Annotated in this window: 10 protein-coding genes; all 10 read left to right on the forward strand. The window is 68.5% G+C overall.

What is annotated here, in order from left to right; all coding sequences use genetic code 11:
- The first annotated feature begins 198 nt into the window (after nt 1-198).
- The gene (gene paoA / locus Q4F19_RS14285; RefSeq protein ID WP_431312406.1) at nt 199-837 is read left to right on the forward strand and encodes an aldehyde dehydrogenase iron-sulfur subunit PaoA; all 639 of its coding nucleotides are present in this window, start codon (nt 199-201) and stop codon (nt 835-837) included.
- Entirely contained in the window at nt 834-1,784 is a 951-nt protein-coding gene (locus tag Q4F19_RS14290) for an FAD binding domain-containing protein (protein ID WP_303543629.1), read from the forward strand. Before paoA ends, Q4F19_RS14290 begins: the two co-directional genes overlap by 4 nt.
- Nucleotides 1,781-3,991, forward strand: a complete 2,211-nt coding sequence (gene paoC / locus Q4F19_RS14295) for an aldehyde oxidoreductase molybdenum-binding subunit PaoC (protein ID WP_303543631.1) — start codon at nt 1,781-1,783, stop codon at nt 3,989-3,991. The genes Q4F19_RS14290 and paoC overlap by 4 nt, the downstream gene beginning before the upstream one ends.
- Before the next feature lie 257 nt (nt 3,992-4,248).
- Nucleotides 4,249-5,646 carry a polysaccharide biosynthesis tyrosine autokinase gene (locus tag Q4F19_RS14300; RefSeq protein WP_303543633.1) on the forward strand — a complete coding sequence of 466 codons (1,398 nt, stop codon included), beginning with the start codon at nt 4,249-4,251 and terminating at the stop codon, nt 5,644-5,646.
- 72 nt (nt 5,647-5,718) lie between these two features.
- The gene (locus Q4F19_RS14305) at nt 5,719-7,038 is read left to right on the forward strand and encodes an MFS transporter (protein ID WP_303543635.1); all 1,320 of its coding nucleotides are present in this window, start codon (nt 5,719-5,721) and stop codon (nt 7,036-7,038) included.
- 28 nt (nt 7,039-7,066) lie between these two features.
- The gene (locus Q4F19_RS14310; protein ID WP_303543637.1) at nt 7,067-7,540 is read left to right on the forward strand and encodes a MarR family winged helix-turn-helix transcriptional regulator; all 474 of its coding nucleotides are present in this window, start codon (nt 7,067-7,069) and stop codon (nt 7,538-7,540) included.
- A gap of 95 nt (nt 7,541-7,635) precedes the next feature.
- Complete coding sequence (locus tag Q4F19_RS14315; RefSeq protein WP_303543639.1) at nt 7,636-9,078, forward strand: aldehyde dehydrogenase; 1,443 nt, start codon at nt 7,636-7,638, stop codon at nt 9,076-9,078.
- 12 nt (nt 9,079-9,090) lie between these two features.
- Nucleotides 9,091-9,603 carry a DUF3237 domain-containing protein gene (locus Q4F19_RS14320; RefSeq protein WP_303543642.1) on the forward strand — a complete coding sequence of 171 codons (513 nt, stop codon included), beginning with the start codon at nt 9,091-9,093 and terminating at the stop codon, nt 9,601-9,603.
- A gap of 22 nt (nt 9,604-9,625) precedes the next feature.
- A complete protein-coding gene (locus Q4F19_RS14325) occupies nt 9,626-10,462 on the forward strand; it encodes a p-hydroxycinnamoyl CoA hydratase/lyase (protein ID WP_303543643.1) in 837 nt (278 codons plus the stop codon).
- 4 nt (nt 10,463-10,466) lie between these two features.
- On the forward strand, nt 10,467-12,581 hold the full coding sequence (locus Q4F19_RS14330) for an acetate--CoA ligase family protein (RefSeq protein ID WP_303543645.1): 2,115 nt from the start codon (nt 10,467-10,469) through the stop codon (nt 12,579-12,581).
- The last annotated feature ends 79 nt before the right edge of the window (nt 12,582-12,660 follow it).

The following is a 12,660-nucleotide window of genomic DNA, read 5'->3' on the forward strand; positions in this document are numbered from 1 at the left end:
GGTGAATATAGAGGATAACGATGACCGTCTGTTCCTGCGAATAGCGGGCCAAAACTTGATTTTGCTCATGAGCAGGGTGCCTTTTTGCGTCGCGGGCGTTAGACACTCCTCGAAGCTGGTGACCGCGGACCCTGCGCGTCCCCGCCGGCTCGAAAGCGCGACCCGCCAGCCTGGCGGCGCGGAAAGGATCGAGCAATCGTGGAACGACCCGGCGACATGGAAATTTCACGGCGCGGCATCCTTGCCGGCACTGCGGCGACGGCGGCGTTCGCCGTGGTTCCCGTCAGCGAAGGGAATGCGGCCATGACATCCGGAGCGGCACCCCCGATGATGAAATTGTCCCTGAAGGTGAACGGCAAGGCGCGCGAGCTGGAGCTCGATACGCGCACCACCCTGCTGGATGCGCTGCGCGAGCATCTCCACCTGACGGGCACCAAGAAAGGCTGCGATCACGGCCAGTGCGGCGCTTGCACGGTGATCGTCGATGGCCGCCGGATCAACTCCTGCCTGAGCCTTGCGATCATGCACGAGGGCGACAGCGTGACCACCGTCGAGGGCCTCGGCACTGTTGGCGATCTGCACCCGATGCAGGCGGCCTTCATCAAGCATGACGGCTATCAGTGCGGCTATTGCACGCCCGGCCAGATTTGCTCGGCCGTGTCCGTGCTGGACGAGATCAAGCGCGGCATCCCCAGCCACGTCACCGCTGATCTGACCGCCAAGCCGGCGATCACCAACGACGAGATGCGCGAGCGGATGAGCGGCAACATCTGCCGCTGCGGCGCTTATTCCAACATCCTGGAAGCGATGACCGAAGTCGCGGAGCAGCGCGCATGAAGCCCTTCACCTACGAACGCGCCGCCTCGCCCGCCAAGGCCGCCGCCGCCGCGCTCGCCACCCCGAACGCCAAGTTCATCGCCGGCGGCACCAATCTGCTCGATCTGATGAAGCTGCAGATCGAGGCCCCCGCGCATCTGATCGACGTCAACGGCCTCGGCCTCGACAGGATCGAGCGTACCGATGCCGGCCTGCGCATCGGCGCGCTCGTCCGCAACACCGATCTTGCCGCGGACATGATCGTGCGGCGCGATTATGCGGTGCTCAGCCGCGCATTGCTCGCCGGGGCCTCGGGCCAGCTGCGCAACAAGGCGACGACCGCGGGCAATCTGCTCCAGCGCACGCGCTGCCCCTATTTCTATGACACGGCGCAAGCCTGCAACAAGCGCCAGCCGGGCTCGGGCTGCGCGGCGATCGGCGGCGTCTCGCGCCAGCTGGCCGTAATCGGCACGAGCGACGCCTGCATCGCCACCCACCCCAGCGACATGGCGGTCGCGATGCGTCTGCTCGACGCGAGCGTCGAGACGGTGACGGCCGACGGCAAGACCCGCGCGATCCCGATGGTGGATTTCCACCGCCTTCCCGCCGCCACGCCGCATATCGAGACGGCGCTGGCACCGGGCGAGTTCATCACCGCCGTCACTTTGCCCAAGCCGCTCGGCGGCAAGCACGGCTACTGGAAGGTGCGCGACCGCAACTCCTATGCGTTCGCGCTGATCTCGGTCGCGACCGTTATCCAGCCCGACGGCACGGGCCGCGTCGCCGTCGGCGGCGTCGCGCACAAGCCGTGGCGGATCGAGGCCGCCGAGGCCGAGCTGCCCAAGGGCGCGAAGGCCGTCACCGCGCATCTGCTCGCCGGCGCCAAGCCGTCGCGCGACAATGCGTTCAAGATCCCACTCGTCGAGCGCACGCTCGCCGGCGTGCTGGCCGAAGCGAGGACCGCATGAAGTTCGATACGCCCGCCACGACCAATCCGATCGATCAGCTCAAGATCATCGGCCATCCGACCGACCGGATCGACGGCCCGCTGAAGACCACCGGCAGCGCGCCTTATGCCTATGAGCGGCACGATGTCGTCGCCAACCAGGCCTATGGCGTGATCCTCGGCAGCGCGATCGCCAAGGGGCGGATCGCGGCGATGGACCTCGCCGCCGCCAAGGCCGCGCCCGGCGTGCTCGCGATCGTCACCGCCGCCAATGCCGGACCGATCGCCAAGGCGAAGTCGCATACCGCCAAGATGCTCGCCGGCCCTGACATCCAGCATTATGATCAGGCGATAGCGATCGTCGTCGCCGAGACGTTCGAGCAGGCGCGCGACGGCGCCAAGCTGATCCGCGTCGATTACGAGCGCGCCAAGGGCCGCTTCGATCTCGACGCCGAGATGAAAGCCGCACCCCCCAAGGGCGACGAGGAGAGCGGCAGCAAGCCGATCGAGCGCATCGGCGATTTCGACGGCGCTTTCCACGCCGCTCCCGTGAAACTCGACGCGACCTATTCGACGCCCGCGCACAGCCACGCGATGATGGAGCCGCACGCGACGATCGCGGCGTGGGAGGGCGACACGCTCACCTTGTGGACGTCGAACCAGATGATCGCCTGGGCGGTCCGCGACGTCAGCCAGACGCTGATGATCCCCAAGGAAAAGATCCGAATCGTCTCGCCCTATATCGGCGGCGGCTTCGGATCGAAATTGTGGATCCGCAGCGACGCGATCATGGCCGCGCTCGCCGCGAAGGCGGCAGGCCGACCGGTCAAGGTCGCGCTCGCCCGCCCGCAGATCGCCAACAACACGACGCACCGCCCCGCGACGATCCAGCGCATCCGCCTGGGCGCCGCCAAGGACGGGAAGCTCACCGCGATCGGCCACGAAAGCTGGTCCGGCAATCTGCCGCAGGGCGGGCCCGAGACCGCGACCGCGCAGACCAAATTGCTCTATGCGGGCGCCAACCGCCTGACCGCGACGCGCCTCGCCGTGCTCGATCTGCCCGAGGGCAATGCGATGCGCGCGCCGGGCGAAGCCTCCGGGCTAATGGCGCTGGAGATCGCGATGGACGAGATGGCCGAGAAGCTCGGCATGGATCCGATCGCCTTTCGCATCGCCAACGATACGCAGGAAGACCCCAACAAGCCCGGCCGCACATTCTCGTACCGCAACCTGATCGGTTGCCTGCAGACCGGCGCCGAGAAGTTCGGCTGGGACAAGAGGCAGGCCAAGCCCGCCTCGGTGCGCGACGGCCGCTGGCTCGTCGGCATGGGCGTCGCCGCCGCCTTCCGCAACAATATGCTGACCAAGTCCGCTGCGCGCGTCCGGCTCAGCGCCAAGGGCATCGTCACGGTCGAGACCGACATGACCGATATCGGCACCGGCACCTACACGATCATCGCCCAGACCGCCGCCGAGACGATGGGCATCCCGCTCGATCATGTCGTCGTCAGCCTCGGCGATTCCCGCTTCCCCGTCTCGGCGGGCTCTGGAGGCCAGTGGGGCGCGAACAACAGCACGGCGGGCGTCTATGCCGCCTGCATGAAGCTGCGCGAGACGGTCGCGGTGAAGCTCGGCTTCAATTCGGCCGATGCGGTGTTCAGCGATGGCAAGGTTGGCACGGGCAACCGCCACGTCTCGCTGGCGTCGGCGGCGAAGGATGGCGAGATCGTCGCCGAGGATGCGATCGAATATGGCAGCCTCGACAAGACCTATCAGCAATCCACCTTCGGCGGCCATTTCGTCGAGGTCGGCGTCGATGCCTATACCGGCCAGATCCGCATCCGGCGGATGCTCGCGGTCTGCTCGGCGGGGCGCATCCTCAATCCGAAATCGGCACGCAGCCAGGTGATCGGCGCGATGACGATGGGCGCGGGCGCGGCGCTGATGGAGGAGCTCGCGGTCGACACGCGCTTCGGCTTCTTCGTCAATCACGATCTCGCCGGCTACGAAGTCCCCGTTCATGGCGACATCCCGCACCAGGAGGTCATCTTCCTCGACGAGACCGATCCGATCTCGTCGCCGATGAAGGCCAAGGGCGTCGGCGAGCTCGGCATCTGCGGCGTCGCCGCGGCGGTCGCCAACGCGATCTACAACGCGACCGGCGTGCGCGTGCGCGATTATCCGATCACGCTGGACAAGCATCTGGAAAAGCTGCCCGCCGTCGCCTGATCCCCACCATGGAAACGGGATGGCGGCCGCTCGTGGCCGCCATCCCGTTCCCGGATACCCGTGCCGCACGGGGCCGTTCGCGGCCGGACCATTGCGAATAGCCTGCAATCCGTCCCTTCCGACGACCTGCCCGCCCCTCCCCGACCGGACACGCTTTGCGCCCGCGCCGTCGATGGCTTACGGCGGTATCGGCTTACGATATGTTAGGCCGTATCATGAGGCGGTGCGTGACGACGGAGACGGCGACAGGAGGGTCGATGGTGCGCGCCGAACCCGGCCGCCGCATCGCTATGCCCGCACTGGTCTCGCCTTTGGGGGTCCACATGGCGTGGGTAATCGCCAGCGCGCTCGGCGCCGCGATCCTGATCCTCGGCCTCTATGTCACCTTCGCGACGCGCTACACGGCGACCGCGCAGATCGCGTTCGACGCGCGACGCTCCGCCGTCCAGGCAGCCCAGATCGACGATTATCTGTTCGCGCCCGATCGCATCGCGACGATCGCGGATCGCCTGCACCTCGTGGCGCCGGGCGGTGACGATTGGCTGCCCGCGCGCGTCGGGGCGCTGGCGCGGCAGCGCGCGGTCGAGCGTCTCCGCAAGGGATTCCGGGTCGAGCAGACCGATCTGACCAACGTCTTCCTGCTCCGCTATTCGGACGGCGCGCGCCGGCGTGTCGCGCCGATCGCCGATGCGTTCGCCGCCGCGATCGTCCGGGCGGACGCTTTGCCCCCGGGCGGTCATGCCCGTCTCATTGCGCGAGCGACCGACCCCACCGCCCCCGACGGCTCGCTCATCCTCCCGATTGCGCTGGTCGCGCTCGGCGCGGCAGCTGCGGCCGGGACTGCTCTGACATTGTGCGAAACGCTGCAGAAAGGGCCCCGGTCGCCCGCCGCGGCCGAAAAGGCGCTGGGCCTGCCCGTCGTCGCGATGATCCCCGCCGTCCGGGACGTCGCGGCCGGCGCGCGCGCCGCGCTGACCGAAATGCCGGTGACCGCACCGCAATCCGATTATGCGCGCGGCTTCCGCCGCCTCCTCGCGGCCCATCCGTCGGGTCGCATCATCGCCGTCTGTTCGGCGCTCGCCGGCGAGGGCAAATCGACCTTCGCCATCTCGCTGGCGCGCACCGCGGCGCTTGCCGGACGACGCGTCGCGCTCATCGACTGCGACGGGCGGATCCGCGCCGCCAGCGCCGCGCTCGATGTCGTCGGTCGCCCCGGACTGGTCCAGGTGATGGACGAGGCGCTGCCGCTCGACGACGCGCTGATCGCGGACCCGCGCTCGCCGCTGATGATCCTCGCGCACAGCCGCGACGCCGCGGTGAAGAGCTTCTGGTCGCGCGAGGCGATGGCCGGCCTGCGCGAGGTCACCCAGGCGCTGGCCCGCTCCTTCGATCTCGTCGTGATCGACACGCCACCCCTCCTCGCTCTGGTCGAGGCGCGCGATATCGCAAGCGTCGCCGACGAAGCGCTCCTCATCGCGCGCTGGCGCAGGACGCCGTTCGGCGCGCTGCGGCACGCCAGGGATATCCTTGCCGCCAAAAGCGTGCGGGCCTCGCTCGTGCTGAGCTTCGTCCGGCTGGCCGCACCGGATCGCGAACCGATCGTCCCCTCCGCCCAACGCCGTCGCCGCCCGGGCCATCAACTCGTCCTGTCCTGATATTTCGCACCGGCATTGTTGCGTGACATAACGATCGCTACACAAGCGCCATAAAAGCGGGAGGAGGACGGGATGCAGGATCCGAGGGACGTGATCGACAGGGAGCCGATGTCGCGCTTCCAGTGGATCGTGGTGGCGATCATGATCGGGCTGAACGCGCTCGACGGGTTCGACGTCCTCTCCATCAGTTTCGCCTCGCCCGGCATCTCCAAAGCCTGGGGCGTCGATCGCGCCGCGCTCGGCTTCGTCCTCTCGATGGAGCTGATCGGCATGGCCGGCGGCTCGTTCCTGCTGGGCGGCCTCGCCGACCTGATCGGCCGCCGCAAGACGATCCTCGGCTGCCTTGTCGTCATGGCAATCGGCATGTTCGGCGCTTCCACCGCAAGCGGCGTCGTCATCCTGTCGATCTGGCGCGTCGTCACCGGCTTCGGCATCGGCGGGATGCTGGCCGCGACCAACGCCGCCGTCGCCGAGGCCTCGAACGCCAAGCACCGCAACCTCGCCGTCGTGCTGATGGCGGGCGGCTATCCGGTCGGCGCGATCATCGGCGGTTCGATCTCGGCGGCGCTGCTCCAGCGCTACGACTGGCCCGCCGTCTTCGAGTTCGGCGCGATCGCCACGCTCTGCTTCATCCCGCTCGTCCTGTGGCGCGCGCCCGAATCGATCGCCTTCCTGCTCCAGCGCCCGGGCGGCGACGCGCTCGCGAAGGTGAATACGACGCTCGTCCGCATGGGCCACGCCTCCGTCGCCGAACTGCCGCCCGCCCCTCCCGCGCGCCCCCGCGTCCCGCTCGTGCAGCTGTTCGAGGGCGCGCTCGCGCGGCCGACCATTCTGCTCACCCTCGCCTATCTGGCGCACATCATGACCTTCTACTTCACGCTCAAGTGGATCCCCAAGATCGTCGTCGACATGGGCTTCGCGCCGTCGGCGGCGGCGGGCGTGCTCGTCTGGGCCAATGTCGGCGGCGCGGCGGGCTCGATCCTGCTCGGCCTCATGACCGCGCGCGTCCGCCTGACCCGGCTCGCGATCGTGGCGATGCTCGCCTCGGTCGTGCTCGTGACCCTGTTCGGGCGGATGACGAGCGGGATCGGCGAACTCTCGGGCATCGCCGCGGTCGCGGGCTTCTGCACGAATGCCGGCGTCGTCGCGCTCTACGCCTTGATCGCGCGCACCTTTCCCGCCGGCGTGCGGGCGAGCGCGACGGGGCTCATCATCGGCGTCGGCCGCGGCGGATCGGCGCTGGCGCCCGCGCTCGCCGGTTTGCTGTTCGCCGCTGGGCAGACGCTACCGGCGGTGGCGATGCTGATGGCGATGGGCTCGCTCGTCGCCGCCGGCGCGATCCTGTTGCTCGCGCGCGGCGGGACGGTAGAGCGGGCCGGCGCGGCGCGCTAATTTGCCGCTATTTTCCGAAGGGAACGCCATGCAAGATGCCGAAGTTGAGCCTGGACGCCATGACGCGCTCGGCGTGCTGGACGGGCTGGTCGGCTATCATCTGCGCCGCGCCTCTTCGGTCTTCGCGAGCGATTTCGGCCGCGCGGTCGGCGGCGACGGGCTGCGCCAAGTGCCGTTCGCGATCCTCTCAGTGATCGCCGCCAGCCCCGGCATCCGCCAGGGCGCGGCCGGCGAGGCGCTCGGCATCAAGCGCGCCAACATGGTCGTGCTGATCAACGAGCTGGTCGAGGCCGGCCATGTCGATCGCCGTGCCGCCGAGGATGATCGCCGGGCCATCGCCTTGGTCCTGACGCCGAAGGGCCGGACGACGCTTGAAAACGCGACCGCGCGCCTAACCGAGCATGAGGACGAGCTCCTCGCCGATTTCACCGCCGGCGAACGCGATATGCTGATCGGCCTGATCCGCCGGATCGAAGCGCGCGAGCAGCCGCCGGCCGACTGACGCCCTCCCATTTCGCGGCCCCCAGGTCAGCAATAGCGCTTGCGCTGCCGCGCCTATTTCGTTATCTCTCATAACAATATCGAGGAGAGAGAGCCGTGGCAACGATCACCGAGGCTGCACCGACACAGGCCGCGCACGGCGCGACGTTCGACCGGATCAATCCGGTCACGGGCGAGGTTGCGACGACCGCGTCAGCCGCCACCATTGCCAACGCGGAAGCCGCCGCCGATGCCGCCGCCGCCGCCTTCCCCGCCTGGTCGGCGCTAGGCCCCAATGCCCGCCGCGCGATCCTGACGAAGGCCGCCGATGCGCTCGCCGCCAAGGCCGAAGCCTTCGTCGAGGCGATGATGGGCGAGATCGGCGCGACCGAGGGCTGGGTGCGCTTCAACCTGATGCTGGCGGTCGGCATGGTCCGCGAAGCCGCCGCGCTCACCACGCAGATTTCGGGCGAGGTCATCCCGTCCGACAAGCCGGGCTGCATCGCGATGGCGCTGCGCGAGCCGGTCGGCGTGATCCTCGGCATCGCGCCGTGGAACGCGCCGATCATCCTCGGCGTCCGCGCGATCGTCGTCCCACTCGCCTGCGGCAATACGGTGGTGCTGAAGGCCTCCGAGCAATGCCCGCGCACGCACAGCCTGATCATCGAGGCGTTCGCGGAGGCGGGTTTCCCGGAAGGCGCGGTCAACATCGTCACCAATGCGCCCGCCGACGCCGCCGACGTCGTCGGCGCGCTGATCGATCACCCGGAGGTGAAGCGCATCAACTTCACCGGCTCGACGCATGTGGGGAGGATCATCGCCAAGCGCGCCGCCGAGCATCTCAAGCCGGTGCTGCTCGAGCTGGGCGGCAAGGCCCCGCTGATCGTGCTCGACGATGCCGATCTCGATGAGGCGGTGAAGGCCGCCGCATTCGGCGCTTTCATGAATTCGGGCCAGATCTGCATGTCGACCGAGCGGATCATCGTCGTCGACAGCGTCGCCGACGCCTTCGCCGAGAAGTTCAGGGCGAAGGTCTCGGCGATGCCCGTCGGCGATCCGCGCGAGGGCAAGACCCCGCTCGGCGCGGTGGTCGACCGGAAGACGGTCGATCATGTGCAGGGCCTGATCGACGATGCGGTCGCGTCGGGCGCGAATATGCTCGTCGGCGGCGCAGCGAACGGCGTGCTGATGCCCGCGCACGTCATCGACAACGTCACGTCCGCGATGAAGCTGTTTCGCGACGAGAGCTTCGGGCCGGTCGTGGGCATCATCCGCGCGAAGGACGAGGCCGAGGCGATCACGCTCGCCAACGATACCGAATATGGCCTGTCGGCGGCGGTCTTCACGAAGGACACGGCACGCGGGCTGCGCGTGGCGCGACAGATCAAGTCGGGCATCTGCCACGTCAACGGCCCGACCGTGCATGACGAGGCGCAGATGCCGTTCGGCGGGGTGAAGTCCTCCGGCTATGGCCGCTTCGGCGGCAAGGCCGGGATCGACAGCTTCACCGAACTGCGCTGGATCACGATCGAGACGCAGCCCGGCCACTTTCCGATCTGATCGGCCGGATCGATGCTGCTGACGCTCGCGATGCTCGCCGCCGCCGCGACGGGCGTGACCCCCGCGCCCGCCCCGCCCGGGCTGCATTACGCCTTTTCCATCTACGTCACGCTTGCCGCGCCGATCGAGCAAGGCACGGTCGACGGGCGGCGCAAGCGCTTCGTGCCGATCACCGGCGGCACCGTGCACGGCCCGAAACTGGACGCCACGGTGCTGCCCGGCGGCGGCGACTGGCAGACGATCGGCGCGGACGGCCTGACGATCGTCGACACGCGCTACACGCTGAAGGCCAGCGACGGCACGGTGATCGACATCGTCAATCCCGGCGTCCGCTTCGCCTCGCCCGAGATCACCGCGCGGATGGCGCGCCGCGAGCCAGTCGGCCCAGAAACCTATTATTTCCGGACCGCGCCGCGCTTCAGCGTCGCCGCCGGCCCGCATGACTGGCTGCGCAAGGCCGTCTTCGTCGGCCGCGGCATCCGCAATCCAGACAATGTCCAGATCGACGTCTTCGCCGTCGACTGACCCGCCTTTCAAGGAGCACAACATGACCGATCGTGCAGAAGCCGACACCGTAGCCTTCGAGATCGTCGACGGCGTCGCGTGGGTGAGGTTCAACCGCCCCGAGAAGCGCAACTGCATGAGCCCCAAGCTCAACCGGCGGATGATGGAGGTGCTCGACGCGCTCGAATTCGATCCAGCGGTCGGCGTGCTGGTCCTGACCGGCGAGGGCACGTCGTGGACGGCGGGCATGGATCTCAAGGAATATTTCCGCGACACCGAGGCGCTCGGCCTCAAGGGATCGCGCGGCGCGCAGCGGGAAAGCTATGGCTGGTGGCGGCGGCTGCGCTGGTATCAGAAGCCGACGATCGCGATGGTCAATGGCTGGTGCTTCGGCGGCGGCTATGGCCCGCTCTTCGCCTGCGATCTCGCCTTCGCGGCCGAGGACGCGCAGTTCGGCCTGTCCGAGATCAACTGGGGCATCCTCCCCGGCGGCGGCGCCGCGAAGGTCGCGACCGAGCTGACCTCGTTCCGCCGCGCCATGTACCACGCGATGATGGGCGAGAATATCGACGGCAAGACCGCGGTGGAATGGGGCTTCGTCAACGAGGCGCTGCCGCTCGACCAGCTCAAGACGCGCGTCAACGAGGTGGCGCAGGTCCTGCTCAAGAAGAACCCCGTCGCGCTGAAGGCGACCAAGGATTCGATCCGCCGCGTCCGCGAGATGACCTATGACAATGCCGAGGATTATCTGATCCGCGCGCAGGAAGCCGCCAACAGCTACGACAATGAAGGCCGCAAGGAAGGCATCAAGCAGTTCATCGACGACAAGAGCTACAAGCCGGGCCTCGGTGCCTACGACACGTCGAAGCAGAAGGGCTGAGGCAATGGCCGCTGCCGACACGCTCGCGCCGCCGCAGGCGCGTTCGCTCGATCGCCTGCTGAGGGCGCGCTCCGTCGTCATCGTCGGCGCGTCGGAGAAGCCGGGCGCGCTCGGCAATTCGGTGCTCCGCAATCTGGAGCGGCACGGCTTTGCCGGCGACATTCACCTGATCAACCCCAAGCGCCCCGTCATCGGCGGGCGGCAGGCGCTGGGCGCGATCGCGGAATTGCCCGAGGGCGTCGATGCGGCGGTGCTCGCCATTCCCGGCGCGGCCGTGTTGGGCGCGATCCGCGAGCTGGCCGCACGCGGCGTGGGGTCGGCGGTGATCTTCTCGGCGGGCTTCGCCGAGGGCGGCGAGGAGGGACTCGCGGCGCAGGCCGAAGTCGCCCGCATCGCCGCCGCGCATAAGATGGTCGTCCTCGGCCCGAATTGCCTGGGGCTGGTCAATTATGTCGATGGCGTCCCGCTGACCTTCGTCGAGACGCCTGCGCTACGGTTCGCAGGCCGCGGCGTCGGCATCGTCTCGCAATCGGGCGCGATGGCGGTCGTGCTCGGCACGGTACTGATGGCCAAGGAACTCGGCATCTCGATCTCGGTCTCCACGGGCAACGAGGCGGCGAGCGGGGTCGAGGACTATCTCGACTATCTGCTCGACGAGCCGAACACGCATGCGATCGGCATGATCGTCGAGCAATTCCGCAAGCCGAAGCGCTTCCTCGCACTCGCCGAGAAAGCGCGCGCGGCGGGCAAGCCGATCATCCTGCTCCATCCCGGCAAGTCCAGCGCCGCGCGCGAATCCGCCGCGACGCACACCGGCGCGATGGCGGGCGACTGGCAGGTGATGAAGACGCTGGTCAGCCGCGCGGGCGTGGTGCTGGTCGACAGCATCGAGGAACTCGGCGACGTGCTGGATCTGGCGATCCGCGCCAGGTCGGTCGGCCATGGCACAGCAGTCCTGTGCGAATCCGGCGCGTTCAAGGCACTGACGCTCGATCTGTGCGAAAGCATCGGCCTCGATCTCCCCGCGCCCGCCGATGCGACGGCGGCGGCGTTGCGCGCGGCCGTTCCCGATTTCATCGGCGTCAGCAATCCGATGGACCTGACCGCGCAATCGCTCGTCGATCCCGATCTCTACCGCCGCACGCTCGCGCCTCTGCTGGCCGACGACAGCTACGGCAGCGTCGTGCTTGCGATCATCCAGACCGACGAGACGACCGCGCGCCTGAAGTTCGGGCCGATCATCGCGACGCTGGAAGCGCTCGCTCCAAACAAGCCGATCATCTTCGCCGGGCTCGACGATGGCGCGCCGGTGCCCGCCGCGTATCTGACCGCGCTGCGCGATCTGGGCGTGGCTTACTTCCCTTCACCCGATCGCGCCTTCCGCGCGATCGCCAGGCTCGCGAGCGCGAAGCCGGCATCCGCGGCCGGCAGTGCCGAGCCGATCGCGGCGGCATTGCCGCACGGCGGCGTCATCCCCGAATATCGCGCCAAGGACGTACTCGCACCCGTAGGCATCCCCTTCCCGCGCGGCGGCTTCGCAGCGGATGTCGAGGCGGCGAAACGCGTCGCCGGCGAGATCGGCTATCCGGTCGTCCTCAAGGCGCAGGCGCAGGCGCTCAGCCACAAGAGCGATGCGGGCGGCGTGATCCTCAACATCGCCGACGAGGCCGCACTGGCGGCCGCCTGGGACAGGCTCTTCGCCAACGTGAAGGCCTTTGATGCGAGCGTCGTGCTCGACGGCGGCCTGATCGAGGCGATGGGCGCGCGCGGTCTCGAACTGATCGTCGGCGCGCGCAACGATCCCGATTGGGGGCCGGTCATCCTCGTCGGCTTCGGCGGCGTCCAGGCCGAGATCCTGCAGGACGTTCGCCTGCTCCCGCCGGGCCTGTCGAAGGCCGAAATCGTCGCCGAACTGCGCGCGCTCAAGAGCGGCGCCTTGCTCGACGGCTGGCGCGGTTCGCCGGCGCTCGACGTGGACGCCGTCGCCGATCTCATCGCCGCGCTCGGCCGCCTGCTGGAGGGCACGCCCGCGATCCGCGAGATCGATCTCAACCCGGTCGTCGTCTATCCCAAGGGCCAGGGCGCGATCGCGCTCGACGCGCTGATCCTTGCGGACTGACCCCCCTCCCCGTTCGTGCTGAGCGTGTCGAAGCATCGTCCTTCTTCTGTCGTTGGAAGAACAAGGACGGCCCTTCGAC

The sequence above is a fragment of the Sphingomonas natans genome (assembly GCF_030546695.1).
Classification (GTDB): Bacteria; Pseudomonadota; Alphaproteobacteria; order Sphingomonadales; family Sphingomonadaceae; genus Sphingomonas_I; species Sphingomonas_I natans.